Genomic DNA, 20,680 nt, shown 5'->3' on the forward strand with positions numbered 1-20,680 from the left:
ACTTCTTGTTTGGCAGGATATGATTTTTATTATCCTGCCGAATTGGAAGTAGAACACGAAAATTAACACTTTTATAAAATGAAAGACAAACTTATACTATTAGACGAAAACAGGCTCATAGAACTGATTGAACAAAATCCTTTTTTTAAGAACATTATTGATAACTGGTTAGAAGGTAATATAACGAAAGAGAATATTATAAAATCCGGTATTACTGAAACGCTTTGGTTATATGATGGCGATTTAGTCGTTAATGGAGAATTTCATTCGGTTCAAGACCTTCCGGAAGGCATTAATCAGCTATTCATAAACGGTAACATTCTTGTGGAAAACCTTTATATGGCAAATATGGAAATATTAGCTGTAAGTGGGAGCATTCAGGTAAAAAGCGCTATATTTCAGAATGTGATCTTATTCGTAGAACAAAATCTGGAAGCCACAAAAGGTGTTTTTGTCGGAGACACATATTGTTATACCGAAGTCAGAGGTAAACTACATACTCCCCGGATTGTTTTCGTTTCGGACGGGCAGTTCAATGTTGCGAATATATCCAAAGATACGGAAGGCGTCATTGGATATAACTCATATAGTGAGAGGGGCGACGAGCAAAGCCTGAGGGGTATGGGATTAAATAAGATCGTTTCGATAGATGATTTTCCCGAGTTTAAAGAATCCGGCAACTCTTTCGGAGCTTTTAACCTGATGGTAAAATAGATTGCCGGATATACAATAATATCCTGAAAATCAGTTGCTTTTAATCATTCTCTTCGTCGTCGTAGAGATTATTCAACTCGAACGATATACTGTCGAGTTCCTTTGTCCATGCCTCTATCAACGCATGCGGCGTGTCTTTAGGCGCTTCGTCTATTCTTTTCTTGGCAAGTTCCAATTCCTTTTCCAGTTCTTCTCTTCTTCCACTCATAGCATATGGCATTTTTTAGTTTATAGGCCTGTTTACTATTTAAACAAAATACCTGCCATATAGTTGCATCTTCTCCCGGAAGATTTATCTATACGGGGAGAAATGCACCTCACCCTATATCCCTCTCCAATCGGAGAGGGACTTTTTGAGTCGCCTACGCTCCTCGATCGCTGATTGTTAATTGTCAGTAAGTGTGAAAGAAAGTTTTATCTATAGAGCAGCCTCCCCTCGTGGGGGAGGTGGGAGGGGGCGAAAAAACACTGTATCGCGTAATATATGTCAAGTGTGTCAAGTTTTAACTAAATTTCAGTTGATAATCAGCGGAGTAAGTTTTTTGTATAACTTGACAACTGTACAGGTTGGCGGATTGCAGAGAGTTCTTTATAATGATTCTAAATAATATTGTTTTTGTAATGGATATTTGGTAAAAAAATCCCATCTTTGTAGCCAATTTCTATTGCAAAATCACTATTATGCTTCTTTCGGAACTAAAAACAGGAGAAAAAGGAATCATCGTAAAAGTAAACGGGAGTGGAGCATTCCGCAAACGTATTCTTGAGATGGGTTTTATAAAGGGGAAAAGCATCAAGGTTATCCTGAATGCACCTCTCAAAGATCCGATTAAGTATAAAGTGATGGATTACGAAGTCTCCTTGCGCCGCAGCGAAGCAGCATTGATAGAAGTTGTTTATCCCGATACGACCGGGAATGTAGAGCCGAAACAGGACGAAGAATCGAAAGAGCAGATTATCCACGAAGAACAGGATGTACCTTGCGTACCTAAGGCGGCAAAAGAAAAGAACGGAAAAAAGACCATTACAGTAGCCTTAGTCGGCAACCCGAATGCGGGAAAGACATCGTTGTTCAACGTCTCCTCGGGGGGGCACGAGCATGTCGGCAATTACGGAGGGGTGACAATCGACTCGAAAGAAGGCCGCTTTAAGCATAAAGGTTACACGATAAACATTGTAGACCTGCCGGGCACATACTCGCTTTCGGCTTATACACCCGAGGAGTTGTATGTGCGTAAATATATGATCGAGGATAAGCCCGACATTATAATCAATGTTGTGGCGGCATCCAATCTTGAGCGCAACCTGTATCTGACGACTGAATTGATAGACATTGAGGCTCCGACTATTATTGCGCTCAATATGTATGACGAGCTGAAAGCCAGTGGCGCGCAGTTCGATTATGCAAGCCTGTCGAAGATGATAGGTATCCCTATTGTGCCGACAGTGAGCAAGACGGGTGAAGGAATCGATGAATTGTTCGATACTGTTATCCGGGTATATGAGGATAAAGAGCCTATTGTCCGCCATATCCATATCTATTATGGCAATACGCTCGAAAATGCTATCAGCAAGCTGAATATACATATAGAGAAGACACTGAAAGAGCGTTTTATATTTCCCCGTCGTTATATCTCTGTCAAATTGATAGAGAAGGATAAGGATATCGAATCCTATATCTCATCCTTTGCAGGGGGAAATAATATCCTGCTATACAGGGATGAGCTGTTGAAAGAAGCGGAGGAAACGCTTAACGAAGATACCGAATCGGCATTGACGAATGCCCGCTATGGTTTCATTGCCGGAGGGTTGAAGGAAACCTTCAAGGAGAAAACCTTCAAGTCGAATATCACAACGGCCATCGATGCCATTATGACGCATAAATATTGGGGATTCCCTTTGTTCTTCCTCTTTATGTGGGTTATGTTCGAATGTACGTTCCGGCTGGGAGGTTATCCGATGGAGTGGATCGAAAGCGGCGTTGAGTGGTTGGGAGGTTTTGTAAAAGAACTGATGCCCGAAGGCATGTTGAAAGACTTACTGGTCGACGGTATTATCGGTGGAGTAGGTGGAGTGATTGTCTTCCTGCCCAATATTGTCATACTCTACGCCTTTATCTCCTTTATGGAGGACTCGGGCTATATGGCACGTGCAGCCTTCATTATGGACAAAGTCATGCACAAAATGGGGCTTCACGGTAAATCCTTTATCCCTTTGATAATGGGCTTTGGATGTAATGTTCCGGCTATTTTATCTACCCGCACCATCGAGAGCCGCAATAGCCGTATGATAACGATGCTTATCAACCCGTTTATGTCTTGTAGCGCCCGCTTGCCGGTGTATGTGTTGTTTGTTACGCTATTCTTTCCGGACTATGCAGGACTGGCCTTGTTTTGCTTGTATGGTATCGGTATTTTGATAGCCGTTGTATCGGCGCGGTTATTCAAGCGGTTCCTGTTCAAAGGTGAAGATACACCTTTTGTGATGGAACTGCCTCCATATCGTATGCCGACGCTCCGTTCCGTTGTTACCCATATGTGGGATAAATCCCAGCAATACCTCAAGAAGATGGGGGGAGTTATTCTGATTGCTTCTATCATCATCTGGTTCTTGGGCTATTTCCCGCAGAATGAGCTGTTGAATACGACCTATGAGAATCAGGTGACGCTTGTTGAACAGCAATATGCAGAAAAGGCAATTGATGAGGAGGCAAAAGAGGAGCAGTTGAAAGAGCTTGAAGAGCAGTATAATGCGCAACTTCAGGAGAACTCCTATATCGGGCGTATCGGGAAAACAATAGAGCCGGCTATGCGTCCGCTTGGTTTCGACTGGAAGATAAGCGTCAGCCTTTTGTCGGGAATGGCCGCCAAAGAGGTTGTTGTTAGTACGCTCGGAGTTTTATATACGGGAGATTCAGAGAATGAAGAATCGTTGAGGATGCGTATCTGGAACGATACACAACCCGATGGAAGCAAGACATTCTCTTTGTTAACAGTTGTCAGTTTGTTGCTTTTTGTGTTGATTTACTTTCCTTGTGTTGCTACAGTTGCCGCCATCAAAGAAGAGTCCGGTTCGTGGAAATGGGGCTTGTTTAGTGTCATGTATACTACGCTTTTGGCTTGGGTGCTCTCCTTTGCTGTTTATCAGATAGGAAGTTTACTATAGAATTACACTGTATATATATTCATAAAAAAAGCAAATAATTGAATATTGAATATTTCTTAACACTATAGCTTATCTAAACAATTTCACCTTTCCGACTGTTTAAGATGTAGATTTTTTGTTTGATTAAAATAGATTGATTTACAGTTGTTTCGTATCTATTGCTTTCATTTTGTTATTGAAAGTGTGTGATTTAACACTTTGTTTGGTTTTGTTAATAATAATTTTAATTTTTACGTTCCTATTAGCTTGCATTTTGCAATAATTCACATTTTTAGCAAAAATATGTAGTATTTATGCAAAAAAAAGTATATTTTTGCTCTCTGGTATATATATAGTCTGGAAAAGCCTTTCCATATGTAACAAAATGAAAGAAACGTTTTATTAATAATTAATAAGTAGTGTTTGTATGAAGAAAAGAGTGATGTTAATTTTATCCTGCTTATTCTTAAGTATAGGATTTATTTCGGCTCAGACGAAAACTATCACCGGAACAGTTGTTGACGGAGCTGGTGAACCAGTTATCGGAGCCTCAGTTGTTGTGAAGGGGACAACTGTGGGAGTATCTACGGATATCGATGGAACATTTTCTATCGAGATGCCTGCCGGAAAAGAAACTTTAGTATTTTCATTGATTGGGATGAAAGCTATTGAACGTAAGGCTACTCCAAATATGAAAATAACGATGTCAGAAGATGCTAAAACGCTCGAGGAAGTCTTCGTTGTGGCTTATGGTACAGCGACTAAGTCTTCGTTTACAGGTTCTGCTTCTATTGTGGGTGCTGATGATATAGGAAAACTTCAAACTTCGAATCCGATATCAGGTTTAACTGGTAGGGTTTCAGGAGTTCAGATTACACAAGCATCAGGGCAACCGGGTGTTTCTAATCCGGTAATTCGTGTTAGGGGTATTACTTCCATCAATGCCGGAAATGCACCTTTGATTGTTCTTGATGGTGTTCCGTATGATGGTGATATGAATATTATAAGCAATCAGGATATTGAGTCTATGACTGTTCTGAAAGATGCTGCTTCAACGGCTTTGTATGGTGCTCGTGGCGCGAATGGGGTAATTATTGTTACGACTAAGAAGGGGAAATCTGGATCAGCTCGCGTTACAGTCGATACTAAATGGGGTAGTAATTCTAAAGGGATGAGAGATTATAAATTGATAACTGATCCTGCTCAATACTACGAAACTCATTATGGAGCATTGAAGAATTACTTCATAAACCGCTTGGGGCATGGTGAAGCAAATGCTCATATTTTGGCGAACCAAAATTTAACAAATAATAGTGATTATGGATTGGGGTATAATATTTATAATGTACCGACAGGACAATATTTGATAGGTGCGAATGGGAAATTGAACCCATATGCAACTCTTGGGAATACAGTTACTGGTCCTGATGGAAAGCAATATTACCTTACTGCAGACGATTGGATGGATGCGGCTTATAAAAGCAGTCTTCGCCAGGAATATAATGTTAGTATATCGGCGGGAACAGATAAATCTACTTTTTACTCATCATTTTCGTATTTAGATAATGAGGGTATTTCTATTAATTCTGGTTATGAACGCTTTGTCGGAAGATTAAAAGCCGATTATCAAGTGAAGCCTTGGTTGAAAGTTTCCGGAAATATGTCATATGCTCGTTATAAGGTAAATAGTATGGCTAATGACGGTTCTTCTGGTTCTTCTGGTAACGTTTTTGCCATAGCATCAAGTATAGCGCCAATATATCCATTATATATTCGTGATGCGAATGGAAATGTAATGTATGATCGTAATGAAATTAAAATGTATGACTACGGAGATAAAGGTAATGCTGGCCTGTCGCGCCCTATATTTACAGAGGCAAATGCTTTATCTGATGCTTTGTTGAATACAAGAACTTCGGAAGGAAATGCTTTTGATGCAACAGGAATAGCCGAAATTCGATTTTTGAAAGATTTTAAATTTACGACAAAGAACAATGTAAATGTAGACGAAGAGCGTTCTACAACTGTTACTAATCCATATTATGGAGCATATGCGGAATCGAAAGGTATTGTTAGTAAAGGACATGGGAGAACCCGTTCGTATAATCTTCAGCAACAATTGGACTATAGAAAGAGCTTCGGATTACATCAAGTTGATGTTACATTAGTGCATGAAGCATATAGGAGTAAATATTATACATTATCAGGTTCAAAAACGAATATGTTCGATCCTTCTAACCATGAATTGAATGGGGCGGTTATTGATGGATCTCCTGCTTCATATACGACTGATTACAATACAGAAGGTTATATATTCCGTGGCCAATATAGTTATGATAATAAATATTTTGGATCAATGTCATATCGACGCGATGCAACATCTCGTTTTCATCCTGATAATCGATGGGGAAATTTTTGGTCATTCTCAGGTGCGTGGAACATATCCAGTGAAAAATGGTTTACATATAATTGGGTAGATATGCTGAAGTTTAAAGCATCTTATGGAGAGATGGGTAATGACCAGATTGGGGACTATCGCTATGTCAATACGTATAATATTGTTAATTCTTCGGGAAATCCGGCAGCGGTGCCTGTTAGTATGGGAAATAAAAATATTACATGGGAGACTTCAGGAACATTTAATAGTGGTTTTGATTTTGAATTGTTTGACAGACGTTTGTCTGGTTCCATAGAGTATTTTTATCGTAAGACATCTGATATGTTATCAATATTCTCACTTCCACCTTCTATTGGATATACTTCTTATCTTGCTAATATTGGGGATATGAGGAATACTGGATTTGAAATAGAATTGAATGGTACTCCTATTGTGACTAAAGATTGGACATGGGACGTTCGCGCAAATTTGACCTATGTAGATAATGAAGTTACTTACCTGCCAAAAGAGAAGAAAACTCTCATAACCCCTGAAGGAGTAAAAGGTTATTCAAGTGGTAATCATTTCTTTGGAGAGGGAATCTCTTTATATACATTCTATCTGCGTAAATTTGCAGGTGTGAATGAAAATGGAGAGCCTTTATATTACAAAGATGTGAAAGATGCTTCAGGAAATATAACACGTGAAAAAACAACAGCATATGCAGAGGCTGATAATTATCTCTGTGGTACTGCTATGGCTCATGTTAATGGAGGATTTGGTACTAGTGTGTCATATAAAGACTTCGATTTTTCTATAGATTTCTCCTATCAGATAGGAGGACAGGTATATGATTCTGATTATTCAGGATATATGTCTCCACCATCAGCAAATAGACTAGGTAATGCATTTCATGCAGATGTACTGAAATCGTGGACACCTGAAAATACCTCTTCTAAAATACCTCGTTTCCAATATGGAGATCAATATACATCTTCTATCTCATCTCGATGGTTGACTGATGCTTCCTATTTGAGCTTGCAGAATATTAATGCGGGCTATACTTTACCAAATATACTTTGTGATAAGGTCGGTGTTGAGAAGTTGAGGTTATATGTGGCTTGTGATAATGTTTTTGTTTGGTCTAAACGACAAGGATTAGATCCACGCCAAAGTATCACGGGCTCTGCAACATCTTCTTACTATGCTCCTATGCGTACGATTTCGGGAGGTTTAACACTAACATTTTAACCAAAATTTGATTGAATTATGAAGAAGAATATATTAAAATTGGCTACATTATTTGTCTGTGGTGTAGTATCTTTCTCATTCACAGGCTGTATTGATGAGACTCATCCTACAACTGGAGCCACTCAGGATCAGTTAGCTTCATCAAATAAGGCTACAGAGGCTTTATTATGGGCTATGCCTGCGTATGCGAATACAATAGAAACGAATACAGGCTCACATTATGAACTTGGCTATCCAGCTATGATGCGTATCAGGGATGTGATGACCGAAGAAGCTGTTGTAGCCTCTAGTGGTTATGATAAATTCACTAATTGGAAAAATAATCAATATTTGGATGATGGTCGTGCTTCGACTCAATATATATGGAATTATTATTGGAAATTTGTATTGACCTCTAATAATATGATTGGAGCTATCGATCCTACATCAGCATCAGAAACGCAATTGGGCTATTTAGGTGTAGGTCATGCTTTTAGGGCTTTCTTGTATTTGGATATGGCGCAAATGTTTGAATTCCTGCCTAATGATAGAACAACCTCGCCTAATGCTGCAGGAAACGATATTCTGAACCTTACTGTTCCTATTGTGACTGAGACTATGGGTGAAGCTGAAGCACGTAATAATCCTCGTGTGCCTCGTCAGCAGATGTATGAATTTATTCTTTCGGATTTAGATAAAGCAGAAGATTATATTCAACACTTCACACCTCGTCTTTCAAAAACTTTACCTGACTTGAGCGTCATTTATGGCTTGAAAGCTCGTTTGTATATGTGGGTCGAAGACTATCCTAATGCAAAGTTGTATGCTCGTAAAGCAATAGATACAGGTCTGTATACTCCTACAACAAAGGCACAATGGATGAGTGCAACAAATGGGTTTAATGATATTTCAATAGGATCCTGGATGTGGGGGTCCTCTTTGCAGAAAGAAGATTTAGCTGTAAAAAGAGGTATTTCTAATTGGACATCTTGGGCTTCTAATGAAGCGCTCTATGGATATGCCTCTGCAGGACCTTTTTATATGATTGATGCAAGAACGTATTCTCGAATATCGAATGATGACTTCCGTAAACTTTCATGGAAAGCTCCGGCAGGTAGTGCTCTGGATGGGCAGAATGTATATATTGACCCTACTTGGGCTGCGACGAATTTGCCAACATACGCCTCTACGAAATTCCGTCCGGGTGCTGGTAATACAAAAGAGTTTTCTGTGGGATCCTCTTGCTCATATCCATTGATGCGTATTGAAGAAATGTACTTTATAGAAGCTGAAGCTGCTGAACATGTAGCTGCAGGTCAAGGTAAAGCTTTGTTGGAAACCTTTATGCAAACATATCGTTATGTAACGTACACTTGTACAGCAGGTACGCAAGATGATGTAATACAGGAAATTATATTCCAGAAACGAATTGAATTATGGGGAGAAGGGCTTAACTTTTTTGATTACAAGCGTTTAAATCTGTCTGTAAATCGCGGTTATACGGGGACAAATCATTCTGAAGTATGTCGTTTTAATACAACTACTCGTCCTGCATGGATGAATTTCTGTATTGTCTTGACTGAAAAAAATAACAATTCGGCATTGGTCGGTTATGAAAATCCAGATCCAAGTGATTTATACGTTCCATGGCAATAATTTGATTAATACAATTAAATATAATGAATATGAAATCAATAAATAAAATATATGCAATCCTTTTAGTGCTTTGTATATCGATAGGATTTGCTGCTTGTTCGGAAGAGGAAGCAAGCTATAAAGCTCCCAAGATTCCTACTGACTCTCAGGTAGCCTATTTTGCATCACCGTTCCCAACAGAACCGCTAATACTATCTACGACATCGCCTTCTATTAATATACAAATATCACGTATTAACTCTACAGAGGCTATAACTGTGCCATTAGTATCTTCCGATACATCTGGAATATTCAATATTCCGGAGGCTGTGAGTTTTACGGCGGGTAGTAATGTTGCGACAATAACAATCACTTATAATCCTGCAGATATCATTTATGGCGTTTATAATCAGGTTTCTATATCTATAGATGATGATTATGCATTCGCATATGCACAGAATGGCTATACAGAGTATCTATTTGAAGCAGGGATTATGTGGTTGCCATTGGGTATGGCTACATACACTGAAGACTTCCTTACTTCTCTGTATGGCGCACCAATTGTATCATATCAGATACCTATTGAAGAAAATGTTGCAAAACCGGGATTATACCGTCTTGTATATCCATATGGAGCAGCTTATCCATATAACGATCCGGGAGATTGGGATACTAGTAAGAATTACTATATGGAGATAAATGCAGTAGATCCTCAAGGAGTTTATATCGAATTGCAAAATACAGGATTAGCATGGAGAGAAGGTGCTTTCTATGTATATAGTTTAGCTGGATTACGGTTAGCTCAAGGTTGGACTTTAGACCAAGCAAAATCGGCTGGAATGTGTGGGACTTTGAGTGGTGGAGTTATAACATTCCCAGCTAATAAGCTTCTATCTCAGCTTCCAGCGTATAATGCAAACTTCTTTACAGCCAATACTAACGGTGCTTTCAAAATAGTACTGCCGTAACGTATTCGATCCTGACTCTAAATAAAAACGGTATCCTCATTAAGGATACCGTTTTCTTTTTTTAACCCTCTTGGTACTTCGGTGTAATACGAATTACGTATCTTTGAAGTATGAATTGGCAAGAAATAATAGTAGCGATAATTGGATTGGCAGTGTTATTTATATTGTCCCGTAACATTTATAAGTTTTTCTTTGATAAGAGAAAACAAAAAGCAGGATATGGCTGTTCTACTTGTAGATGTACGACCAATTACCACAAAAGATAAAAATATACCGTTTTTATTTGGCGAAGGTCGAATAGTTTGCTATATTTGAATAACAAAAGGACTTTGAAATGTTGTCGTATTGGTCGATTGGGAAACTCATCAATTAATAAAAATACCGAGACAAGCGTTCGGTTCTAATGGCGGGCCACAACCTCCGGGTATGTCTTCGACACAGTGGATTACAAAGGGATCGGAGCTCTCAAATCCTGTTTTTAGGGGTTTCGTCTATAATCTCACCAATACGACATTCTATACAGGGGGATTGCTATACAAAAGCTATCCCCCTTGCTTTTTTAGGTAACTCTTTTTAGGAAATACTTCCTTCATCTTTCATTATTGCCTATATTTGCACTTTAATCTATTCATTTACTTTTTGACACTGGAAAAATGAAAAACCTGGAAAAAATAACAGCTGAACGATTGTTGAGTATCAGAGCCGTTAAATTGCAACCATCCAACCCCTTTACATGGGCTTCGGGATGGAAAGCGCCGATCTATTGTGATAACCGTAAGATAATATCTTACCCGAGAATACGTACTTTTGTAAAAATCGAACTTAGCCGCCTTATCCTTGAGAACTTCCCCGAGGTAGACGCTATTGCTGGTGTGGCAACAGGAGCTATTGCTCCGGGTGCTATCGTGGCCGAAGCGTTAGGATTACCTTTTGTTTATATCCGCTCTACCCCTAAAGACCATGGTTTAGAGAACCTGATTGAGGGCGAATTGAAGCCGGATAGCAAGGTGGTGGTAGTAGAAGACCTTATCTCTACCGGTTCAAGCAGCTTGAAGGCTGTGGAAGCAGTACGTCGCGATGGCTCGGAAGTGATTGGTATGGTGGCGAATTTCACATATGGATTTCCCGTAGCAACCGAAAACTTCAAAAAAGCGAATGTGGAGCTTATTACGTTGACAAACTACGATGCTATCCTCGAAGAAGCGCTTCGCACCGACTATATTGCAGAAGAAGATCTCGAAACATTGCAAGAGTGGCGGAAAGCGCCGGATAAATGGATGGTATAACTGAAAACTATGGCTGAATTTGTAAGTGATATAAAGACAATCCTGCACAATGATGCGGATGTATATACTATACTCTCTGATTTGAATAATCTGGAATTGGTGAGAGACCGCATTCCGGAAGATAAAATCAAAGAGTTTTCTTTTGACAAGGATTCTGTAACGATTACCGTAGATCCTGTAGGCAAAGTGAAATTCAATGTCGTTGAGAGAGAACCGAGTAAAACGATTAAGTTCGAATCGGAGCAATTGCCTTTTACATTGACGATGTGGATACAGTTAGTCTCGAAAGGTGAGGCAGATACGAAAATGAAATTGACGTTGAAAGCCGATTTGAATCCTTTTATCAAACCAATGGTTTCGAAGCCATTACAGCAAGGTCTGGACAAGGTTGCCGATACATTGGCGCAATTACCTTATGGCGAATTAATAAATCGCGGAAAAGAATGAAGCTTTGGGAAAAGAACGTTCGTGTAAATAAGGATGTAGAAACATACACTATCGGTCGCGACCGCGATTTGGATATATACCTCGCTCCTTACGATGTTTTGGGCTCTATGGCGCATATAACTATGCTGCAATCCATTGGGCTGCTGACAGCGGAGGAATTGACCGTTTTGTTGCAGGAGTTAAAAAGCATTTATCAGATAGCAGTCGACGGAAAGTTCGTTATAGAAGACGGCATCGAAGATGTCCACTCGCAGGTAGAATTAATGCTTACCCGCAAATTGGGTGACATCGGCAAGAAAATACACAGCGGACGCTCCCGAAATGATCAGGTATTACTTGACCTGAAACTTTTTACACGCGATCAGATTCACCTCCTGACAGAGTCGGTAACACGTTTGATAGATACACTGTTGGCTCAAAGCGAGAAATATAAATCATACCTCATGCCCGGATATACGCATTTGCAGATTGCTATGCCTTCCTCTTTCGGGCTGTGGTTCGGCGCGTATGCCGAAAGCCTGGTCGATGACCTTCAGATGCTATTGGCAGCCTATCGTATATGCAACCGCAACCCGTTAGGTTCAGCGGCCGGATATGGATCTTCTTTCCCGCTTAACAGGCAGATGACCACCGACTTGCTCGGTTTCGATACGATGAATTACAACGTCGTATACGCACAAATGGGGCGTGGCAAGATGGAACGAATCGTTTCGACGGCTATTGCCGGAATTGCTGCTACATTATCCAAATTGTCGTACGATGTCAGCCTGTACAATAGCCAGAATTTCGGCTTTATCAAATTGTCCGATGAATATACGACCGGCTCGAGCATTATGCCGCACAAAAAGAATCCGGATGTATTCGAATTGACGCGTGCCAAATGCAATAAACTGCAAGGTTTGCCGTACGAAATAACGCTGATAACCAATAATCTGCCGTCAGGCTATTTCCGCGACTTGCAAATCACCAAAGAAGTCTTTATCCCTTCATTCGAAGAAATCAACGACTGTCTGGTGATGGTTGACCGCATGATGGCCGAAATAGAAATAAACAAAAATATACTCGAAGACGATAAGTATCTCTATATCTTTAGTGTAGAGGAAGTAAACCGTCTTGTGCTCGAAGGCATGCCTTTCCGCGACGCTTATAAAAAAGTTGGTCTGGACATTGAGGCAGGTAAATTCGAGCATGATAAAATGGTGCATCATACGCACGAAGGAAGTATCGGCAATCTATGCAATGATAGAATCGACTTGCTGAAACAGCAACTTATCGACGAGTTTAATTTCAAAAAAGTAGCTGATGCGGAGTCTTCTTTGCTCCGGTCGGCGGAATAATATCCACATAGAATGGAGAAGCAATCTGAAATTATTTTGGTAAATATATCGGGCGAGGATAAGCCCGGAGTAACGGCTGCCTTGACGGCAGTTTTGGCTGAACATAATGCCAATATTTTGGACATCGGACAGTCTAATATTCATCATTCCCTCTCGTTGGCTATCATGTTCGAAGCCAATAATTCGGGAGACGTTATCAAAGATTTGCTTTTCAAAGCGACCGAAATCGGTGTTATGGTGCGCTTCTCGCCGATAGGTAAAGACCGCTATAACCGATGGGTGACATTGCAAGGGAAAAAGAACCGTTATATTGTGACCATGTTGGGGCGGAAGCTTACTCCCGAACAAATTTCATCTGTTGCCAATATTGCACAAAAATATAAACTCAATATTGAAAAGATAACACGTTTGACAGGACGCGTTCCGTTGGAGGAATGTGAGCGTCCGAGCCGTTCGTGTATAGAACTGTCTATCAGAGGCTGCGTCGAAAATGAAGTCGACCTGAAAGGCGAGTTTATGCAATTGGCTGATAAGCAGGGGATAGATATTGCTTTTCAGGAAGAAAGCATGTATCGCCGTATGCGCCGCCTTGTCTGCTTCGATATGGATTCTACGCTGATACAGACCGAAGTGATAGACGAACTGGCTATGCGTGCCGGAGTAGGGGATGAGGTAAAAGCCATTACCGAGTCGGCTATGCGTGGAGAGATAGATTTCTCCGAAAGCTTCAAGAAACGTGTTAGCCTACTCAAGGGGCTGGATGAATCGGTGATGAAGGAAATCGCTGAAAATCTGCCTATCACCGAAGGGATGACACGCCTTATCCGCATCCTGAAAAAGAGTGGCTGTAAGATTGCTATCCTATCGGGTGGATTTACCTATTTTGGTAATTACCTGAAAGATAAATACGGGTTCGATTATGTATATGCCAACGAACTCGAAATAGTAAATGGCAAACTGACCGGAAAATATGTCGGCGATATTGTCGATGGAAAGCGCAAAGCTGAATTATTACGCTTGTTAGCACAAATGGAAAAGGTCGATATCCGCCAGACGGCTGCTGTGGGCGATGGGGCAAACGACCTGCCTATGCTCGAAATAGCAGGGTTGGGAATCGCTTTCCATGCTAAGCCGAAGGTGAAGGAAAATGCCAAGCAATCCCTCTCTACCGTAGGGTTGGATGGGGTGCTTTACTTCCTTGGCTATCGCGATTCGATGCTGGTTGGCGAGGATTAGTCCTTTTGTCTAAATATCAATACCTTAATGCTATGAAACGAATACCTGTTTTGTTTCTGCTTTTCTTCTTTTTTCTTGCTCCGGCTTTGGCGCAGGTTGTTCTTGATGCCGGTCCTGTAGATGTGATAGACCCCTCGATAAATAAATTCTATTATAAGAGCGATGACACGTATGATGAAGTCGAGTTAGATTTCAAATGGAATGTCGATTCGAGAAATGGCTATGACTGGGAGGTCGATTATCGCGAAACATATGAGGATGAGCTTGATATAGAGTATCCTGTATACACGAAAAATATTAATAAGCTATCTCCCGAACAATTCGAAAAGCGGTTTGTAAATAAAAAATATCTTATTTATGAAGATGAAAATACCCGTCTGGAATTGTTGAAACTCAATAAAGACCACTTTGCTATATTGGACTATTGGAGGGAAGATAGAAAAACTAAATGGCTATTGAGTGGGGTGAAAATATCGGGCTATTGCTATCTGAAACTGGGAGATAAATATATTATCAAACTATTGGACGAAGGAGCATATATTATTCCTGTGAAAGGACGCCTGTTAGTTGCTCCGCCGTATAGCTATGGAAGCGAGAAAATACAATGGTATGGCAAAGCACGGAAGTTGAAAGCGAGAGACCTCGATAATGCTCAAAGTTCGTATCTCTTCAGGAAAAAACCGAAATATAAAGTTGTGAAAACCGAAACTGGTTGTGAACTGCATAACAGGTTTAATCAGAGTGTATTACCGCAGAATTATGATACTGTAAGAATAGGAAGCTTATATGTTATCGCATCCAAGAATAACCGGCTGACTATTTACAATCAACAACTCAAACCGTTTCCCATCGATAATCTACGGGCTGTTTATCTGAACGACTACACTTTTTCGGCTAATATACTGGAAGCTATCGTCGGCAATGAGCATTGTTGGATAAAAGATGGAAAGGTCGTTGGGTTTGCTGATGTTATCCCATGGGAGGAAGATATTTTCGGTTATCTGCCCCAAACGCGATATACAATTGAAGATAATGGGCGTAAACTATTGGTCAGTAGGGGTAAAAAGCTTGATTTATTTGGCTGTGTAATTGATGAATCCGAGGAGATACAACAATTCGAATATCAAATCGAAAAGGCAGTGTATGATAATGTTTACAATGACGCGGAGGTATCCTATTTTTACGTCGAAGAAAGCACTATGCACAGTAGTTTGGACTGTATGCCACTTATTGCTGAGAAGGACGGTAAATTGGGAATTGTGACAATCGATAGCACTTGTTTCGCCAAGGAAACTCTTTGTTATACAGAACAATTCCCTCCTATATTGGACAAAATAGAGCACTTTCCCCCTCATTTCTATTTAGGTAGCGACTCCTATTCCGGGCTCTTTTTATACAAAGATGGTCTGATTGGTCTCTACCCGCAGATGAAGAAACTTCGCTATAGTTGGGTGGACGATCATCCGACAGGACACTTTTTGCGTGTTACCGTTGCTGCCTCGGGGCGACAGGGGTGGCTTAGTTTGCAGGATGGACAGGAATACCTCGACGAATAAAAAAACAGGATAACTGCCTGCTATCCTGTCTCTTCTATCTGTTTGTTATTTAAGCCTTTGCTTTCTTCGTCTTTTTAGCTGGGGTTTTCGAAGGTTTTGGCTCTTCTGCCTTTTCTTCTTTCTTCACCGCTACAGGCTTTTTTCCTTTGTCTTTCAGTTGATTGACTTCTTCTTCCAAGCGGGTTATTTCATCAGCCTGATTCAATATCGTTTGAAGCAGAGAGTTCAGCTCCTCATTTTCTATCGAGCTCGGATATTCGGATTGTACCAGTTCCTCGAAATCGCTGAGTACATTCATATAGGTATTGAATGCTTCGTATGGCGATGGGAAAGGGCTGAACGGCAAAGCCGTTTTCGTTCCCATATAATAGAAATGGTCGCTCGATTGCAGATAGTACCAGTCTTGTTTCAAACGTCTCAACTGGCTCATATTCACCCGCTCCGAAAGGTCGTATAATTTATTGAAAGCCTCTTGTTGGAGGATGTTACCTAACCACGGAGAGGTGTCTTTCTCTTCGCCTACCCACGAAATAGGATATGGCGCCGATATTTTGTCGACAGGCTTGAATGTTTTCGATATTTCCGAAGGCGTTGCAAAGGTGATATTCTGTTTGGCAGCTAAACGAGGGAGAGCCTCCATAAACTGGAATATACCCGAACTTTTCTTGTGGAAATTACCCAATGTCTCATAATTCATAAAGAGATTGATAACCTGCTCTTCCTTCGGCGTGGACGAAATCCAGTTGAGCAGCTTGTCTGCCGTAAGCGGATATTCGTTCCAGTTGTAATCGGAAAAATGAGTCGAAATAGCTTCACTCAAACCGATATTACGTAATAAGAGTTTCAGTTTGGGTTGTACAGCCGAATGATACAGATAATTCGGGCTTTTCCATCCTAAGATATGTTTGGCTCCTTCTGTTATCATTGCCTTGAAGCCGAGGTCGTGCACCATCATGGCTATATCGTCCGAATAGATTAGCTCGGAATTGCGGAAAACCTGCGGTTTCACGCCAAACAATGTTTCTATTCTTTCCGAATGGTTCTTTACCTGATTCTTAAATTCTATCGGGTCTATCAGCGAGGCAAGCGAATGAGCATGCGTTTCGCCGAGAAATTCGACGCACCCTGTTTCAGCCAGCAATTTCAGGCCGTCTATTACTTCGGGCGAGAATATCTCCAATTGTTCCAGCGCAGTACCCGATATCGAGATAGCAAACTTAAACTTGCCTTTGTGCTCATTTATCATATTCAGCAACGTTCTGTTTGCCGGAATAAATGATAGCTCCGCAATTTGCTGGATAAAGTCTTCGTTGGCAAAGTCGTCGTAATAATAATGGTCTGAACCGATATTGAAAAAACGATAGCGTTTCAAACGATACGGCTGATGTATCTGGAAATAGAAGCAAATAGTCTTCATGATATAGTGATTTACAATAGGTTATTATAAATGTTTCTTACTTTTTGTCCGGCATATTCCCACTTGATTTCGTCGACTTCCTTCTTTCCTTCGATGCTGAGGAAGTCAGCCATTGCAGGACGTTGGCAAATGGAGTAGATAGCGTCAGCCATCCCTTCCACGTCCCAGAAATCGACCTTTATGGCTCTGTCGAGAATCTCGGCACAGCCCGATTGTTTGGAAATAATAGTAGGAATGCCGCATTGCATCGCTTCGAGCGGGGATATACCAAACGGTTCCGATACCGACGGCATCACATATACATCGCTTCGTTTCAGCATCTCGTACACCTGTTTCCCTTTGAGGAAGCCGGTAAAATGGAAGCGGTCGGAAATACCTTTTTCGGCGGCTAAATATATCATTTGCTCCATCATATCGCCGCTTCCGGCCATAACGAAACGGACATTTTTCGATCTCTCGAGAACCCGCTGGGCGGCTTCGACAAAATATTCGGGGCCTTTCTGCATCGTAATGCGTCCCAAGAAGGTCACGACTTTGTCTTTCAGCCCGCGTTCCGGTTTGATGGCTTCTATCTCGGGACTTAGCGGCTCGACGGCATTGTGTACGGTCGAAACTTTAGACGGGTCCTGATGATATTTTGTTATCACCGTATTGCGCGTGAGGTTGCTTACGCAGATAATATGGTCGGCATTGTCCATCCCGTCTTTTTCGATGCGGTACACATCGGGATTTACATTGCCGCGGCTGCGGTCGAAATCGGTAGCGTGAACGTGGATAACCAGCGGTTTGCCTAATATCTTTTTAGCATGGATGCCTGCCGGATAGGTCAGCCAGTCGTGCGAGTGGATGATGTCGAACTGATAGGTGCGGGCGATTACGCCGGCCACGATGGAGTAGTTATTGATTTCCTGCAATAGATTCTCGGGATAACGTCCCGAAAATCCGATACATCCCAAATCGTTTGTCCCGATATAGTTGAAATCAGCATATATATTCGACCTGAGGTCGAAATATTCCTGCGGGTTCATATATTTAGACAGTCGTTCCGAAACATATTCCATCGATACGTCACGCCATGCGACAGGGGTGTTGCATGCTCCCAGTATTTTCAGGAAGCTCTGGTCTTCGTCGCCCCATGGTTTGGGTATGACAAAAGTGATATCCATGTCGGGTTGCATGGCCATGCCCCTTGTCAGCCCATAGCTGGCCGTACCCAGCCCTCCCAGTATGTGGGGCGGAAATTCCCAGCCGAACATTAATGCTTTCATATCTTATGATGCTTTTTTGAGCGTTATACATATTCTTTATTTACTGCTTCCTGCGTGGCCAGGGCATACAATACACCCGCCACATTGACGGCGTACGAAACCATGCCGTGCCCTCTGTATGGCAAGCTGCCATCGTAGACTTCGGAAATGGAACCGATGCAATCGTTTGCCATTTCTTCTTCGATGCCGATGAGCAAACGGTCGAGGAAGGCATAGCCGCTTCGCTGGAAAACCCGGATATAGGCGTCGACGTATGCTCCGAGGAAGAACGGATAAGCTCCTCCGTTGTATTTGCTATACTCGCGCTCGTAGAAGCTTCCTTCGTAGCGGGGCTTGAATCCTGCGCCTTTGGGGCTTAGCGTTCGTATGCCTTTGCTTGTCAGTAGTTCTTTGGTTATGATGTCCATAATGGATTTGGACAACCGTTTCTCGAGCAGCGGGTAGTCGGTGGATACGGCAAACAACATACTCGGGCGGACATTCCAGTCCACATAGTTGCCATCCACAAAGTCGTATAAATATCCGGCATCATTGACGAATGTCTCTATGAAGTTCCTTTTTACCTTCTCGCTGAGTTTCTTCATTTCGAGCAGGAGCGGCTCGTTTCGTTGAATTTCGGCAATATCCTGTGCGAACATCAAGGCATCGTGCCAGAAGGCGTTTACTTCAACCAGACAGCCGTGGCGGCTCATTACAGGCTCTCCGTTCCATTCCGTTCCGCCTGCGTAGATGGTTTGCTGTATACCTTCCTTGGTCGATAGCAATCCGTCGCGTTGAACGATTAGTTTCGGATGTTTCCCGCTTATCAGGAACTGGATAATATCGATGACTAAATCCGTATATTTCCGGTAGAATGCTTCGTTATCTGTCTGCTGATAACGTTTCAGCGCTTTTATTACCCATAGCAGAACGTCTATGCCGTCTAAGTCTTTGAGGAAGCCGGTTACAGGTTTTCCGCTTATCAGGTTCCTGATGGAAGGGATAGCTGTATCCATAATCTCTTCGAAGGCTTCTTTATTCCCGATGCATAGGGTAAGCCCCGGGAGGGACATAAATTGCGAACGGGCAGTTACCTTTCCCCACGGATAGCCGTTAAGCAGATAGAGTTCGTCGCCGGAAGGGCGGAAATAGAACTGATTACCCGAGTTCTTCAAGCAATTGTAGAACGATGAGCGCGGGGTGCGTATTTTTATACCGTTCTCGAACCGTGGCTCTAATTCTTCGGGTTTTATTTGCGTATCGCTTGCCGAGAAGATGATTGATTCACCTTTTTTAATAGGCACTTCAAAATATCCGGGGACGTATAAGTCTTCTTTGTAGGGCAATCCTTCGCGCTGGTCGTGCAGGTACTCGATGCCTTTATTCCAATACGGCTCGAAAATAAATTCGGCTTTCTTGTTTAATTGCATATACAGGTTCGGATAACCGGTGTACATGCACATACTGATGCCGTTGTCTTCCTCCTTGTAGCCATGATTGGCTACGCTGTTTTCGGAGGTTAATTCATTTATTTCCCTGAATGCCAGAAACGGGCGGAAACGAATAATCGTCGGCGAATGTGCATCGAGCAGGGTGTAACGGATGAATATCGTATTGTTTGTCAGAGAGAACATTTTCTCTTTCGACAACACAACACCTCCTACGCGGTATATTGTTTTCGGGAGCGAGTCGCAATCGAACTCCCTGATGTATTTGTGTCCGCGCGGACTATAATTATCACCGTCATATTTATGTATTCCGAGATTGAACTCGGCTCCGTGCTGTATCACTGTTTCGTCCAGCGAAGATAGCAGCACATGGTTCGAATCGTCGAGCCGGGGTACGGGAATAACCAACAATCCGTGTTGCTTTCTTGTATTACACTCCACCAAAGTTGTACAATGATACGCTCCCCGCCGGTTTGTCCGCAGGATTTCCCTTTCGAGCGAATACTCCAGATTGGTCATTCGGTTTTTGTCGAATTTCAGGTATGTATCCTTTTTCGTGTTTTTATATAGCATAATGTCACTATGTTAATGAATGGTAGACTCAAGTTAATATAGGATAAATAGTACTCGAACATTAT

General features: G+C 41.6%; 14 protein-coding genes. 10 read left to right on the plus strand and 4 right to left on the minus strand.

What is annotated here, in order from left to right:
• Positions 1–78 precede the first annotated feature (78 nt).
• Positions 79–714, plus strand: a complete 636-nt coding sequence (locus D0T66_RS04880) for a hypothetical protein (RefSeq protein ID WP_163356122.1) — start codon at positions 79–81, stop codon at positions 712–714.
• Between the two features lie 40 nt (positions 715–754).
• Here D0T66_RS04880 and D0T66_RS16190 read toward each other — a convergent pair whose 3' ends face one another.
• On the minus strand, positions 755–922 hold the full coding sequence (locus D0T66_RS16190; protein ID WP_185154818.1) for a hypothetical protein: 168 nt from the start codon (positions 920–922) through the stop codon (positions 755–757).
• Between the two features lie 473 nt (positions 923–1,395).
• Between D0T66_RS16190 and feoB the strand changes: the two genes are divergently transcribed.
• The 9 genes from feoB to D0T66_RS04925 all read left to right on the plus strand — a co-directional run bounded on the left by feoB (position 1,396) and on the right by D0T66_RS04925 (position 15,930).
• Entirely contained in the window at positions 1,396–3,879 is a 2,484-nt protein-coding gene (gene feoB / locus D0T66_RS04885) for a ferrous iron transport protein B (RefSeq protein ID WP_163356123.1), read from the plus strand.
• 406 nt (positions 3,880–4,285) lie between these two features.
• The gene (locus D0T66_RS04890; protein ID WP_163356124.1) at positions 4,286–7,486 is read left to right on the plus strand and encodes a TonB-dependent receptor; all 3,201 of its coding nucleotides are present in this window, start codon (positions 4,286–4,288) and stop codon (positions 7,484–7,486) included.
• Positions 7,487–7,504: 18 nt separating this feature from the next.
• Complete coding sequence (locus D0T66_RS04895) at positions 7,505–9,121, plus strand: RagB/SusD family nutrient uptake outer membrane protein (protein ID WP_163356125.1); 1,617 nt, start codon at positions 7,505–7,507, stop codon at positions 9,119–9,121.
• Between the two features lie 29 nt (positions 9,122–9,150).
• A complete protein-coding gene (locus D0T66_RS04900) occupies positions 9,151–10,068 on the plus strand; it encodes a hypothetical protein (RefSeq protein ID WP_163356126.1) in 918 nt (305 codons plus the stop codon).
• 653 nt (positions 10,069–10,721) lie between these two features.
• Positions 10,722–11,354, plus strand: a complete 633-nt coding sequence (pyrE, locus tag D0T66_RS04905; RefSeq protein ID WP_163356127.1) for an orotate phosphoribosyltransferase — start codon at positions 10,722–10,724, stop codon at positions 11,352–11,354.
• A 9-nt stretch (positions 11,355–11,363) separates the two neighbouring features.
• The gene (locus tag D0T66_RS04910) at positions 11,364–11,801 is read left to right on the plus strand and encodes an SRPBCC family protein (protein WP_163356128.1); all 438 of its coding nucleotides are present in this window, start codon (positions 11,364–11,366) and stop codon (positions 11,799–11,801) included.
• Positions 11,798–13,138 carry an argininosuccinate lyase gene (gene argH / locus D0T66_RS04915; protein ID WP_163356129.1) on the plus strand — a complete coding sequence of 447 codons (1,341 nt, stop codon included), beginning with the start codon at positions 11,798–11,800 and terminating at the stop codon, positions 13,136–13,138. The genes D0T66_RS04910 and argH overlap by 4 nt, the downstream gene beginning before the upstream one ends.
• Positions 13,139–13,150: 12 nt before the next feature.
• Entirely contained in the window at positions 13,151–14,374 is a 1,224-nt protein-coding gene (gene serB, locus D0T66_RS04920) for a phosphoserine phosphatase SerB (protein WP_163356130.1), read from the plus strand.
• Between the two features lie 32 nt (positions 14,375–14,406).
• On the plus strand, positions 14,407–15,930 hold the full coding sequence (locus tag D0T66_RS04925) for a hypothetical protein (RefSeq protein WP_163356131.1): 1,524 nt from the start codon (positions 14,407–14,409) through the stop codon (positions 15,928–15,930).
• Positions 15,931–15,979: 49 nt separating this feature from the next.
• On the opposite strand, the gene D0T66_RS04930 is transcribed toward D0T66_RS04925, so the two are convergent.
• The 3 genes from D0T66_RS04930 to D0T66_RS04940 are packed head-to-tail and all read right to left on the minus strand — an operon-like array spanning position 15,980 to position 20,615.
• Positions 15,980–17,347 (minus strand): glycoside hydrolase family 57 protein, encoded by a 1,368-nt coding sequence (locus D0T66_RS04930; protein ID WP_163356132.1) that lies wholly within the window; start codon positions 17,345–17,347, stop codon positions 15,980–15,982.
• 11 nt (positions 17,348–17,358) lie between these two features.
• Positions 17,359–18,615 carry a glycosyltransferase gene (locus D0T66_RS04935; RefSeq protein WP_163356133.1) on the minus strand — a complete coding sequence of 419 codons (1,257 nt, stop codon included), beginning with the start codon at positions 18,613–18,615 and terminating at the stop codon, positions 17,359–17,361.
• A gap of 23 nt (positions 18,616–18,638) precedes the next feature.
• The gene (locus D0T66_RS04940; protein ID WP_163356134.1) at positions 18,639–20,615 is read right to left on the minus strand and encodes a glycogen debranching enzyme N-terminal domain-containing protein; all 1,977 of its coding nucleotides are present in this window, start codon (positions 20,613–20,615) and stop codon (positions 18,639–18,641) included.
• Between the last annotated feature and the right edge of the window lie 65 nt (positions 20,616–20,680).

Origin of the sequence: Dysgonomonas sp. 25 (genome assembly GCF_010501075.1) — a bacterium.
Classification (GTDB): domain Bacteria; phylum Bacteroidota; class Bacteroidia; order Bacteroidales; family Dysgonomonadaceae; genus Dysgonomonas.

Excerpts from the sequence above, each read along its gene's own strand:
- D0T66_RS04925 (WP_163356131.1), top strand. The coding sequence starts at position 14,407 with ATGAAACGAATACCTGTTTTGTTTCTGCTTTTCTTCTTTTTTCTTGCT.
- D0T66_RS04900 (WP_163356126.1), top strand. The coding sequence starts at position 9,151 with ATGAAATCAATAAATAAAATATATGCAATCCTTTTAGTGCTTTGTATA.
- D0T66_RS04935 (WP_163356133.1), bottom strand. The coding sequence starts at position 18,615 with ATGAAAGCATTAATGTTCGGCTGGGAATTTCCGCCCCACATACTGGGA.
- D0T66_RS04910 (WP_163356128.1), top strand. The coding sequence starts at position 11,364 with ATGGCTGAATTTGTAAGTGATATAAAGACAATCCTGCACAATGATGCG.
- pyrE (WP_163356127.1), top strand. The coding sequence starts at position 10,722 with ATGAAAAACCTGGAAAAAATAACAGCTGAACGATTGTTGAGTATCAGA.
- serB (WP_163356130.1), top strand. The coding sequence starts at position 13,151 with ATGGAGAAGCAATCTGAAATTATTTTGGTAAATATATCGGGCGAGGAT.
- D0T66_RS16190 (WP_185154818.1), bottom strand. The coding sequence starts at position 922 with ATGAGTGGAAGAAGAGAAGAACTGGAAAAGGAATTGGAACTTGCCAAG.
- feoB (WP_163356123.1), top strand. The coding sequence starts at position 1,396 with ATGCTTCTTTCGGAACTAAAAACAGGAGAAAAAGGAATCATCGTAAAA.
- D0T66_RS04895 (WP_163356125.1), top strand. The coding sequence starts at position 7,505 with ATGAAGAAGAATATATTAAAATTGGCTACATTATTTGTCTGTGGTGTA.
- D0T66_RS04880 (WP_163356122.1), top strand. The coding sequence starts at position 79 with ATGAAAGACAAACTTATACTATTAGACGAAAACAGGCTCATAGAACTG.
- D0T66_RS04940 (WP_163356134.1), bottom strand. The coding sequence starts at position 20,615 with ATGCTATATAAAAACACGAAAAAGGATACATACCTGAAATTCGACAAA.
- D0T66_RS04930 (WP_163356132.1), bottom strand. The coding sequence starts at position 17,347 with ATGAAGACTATTTGCTTCTATTTCCAGATACATCAGCCGTATCGTTTG.
- argH (WP_163356129.1), top strand. The coding sequence starts at position 11,798 with ATGAAGCTTTGGGAAAAGAACGTTCGTGTAAATAAGGATGTAGAAACA.
- D0T66_RS04890 (WP_163356124.1), top strand. The coding sequence starts at position 4,286 with ATGAAGAAAAGAGTGATGTTAATTTTATCCTGCTTATTCTTAAGTATA.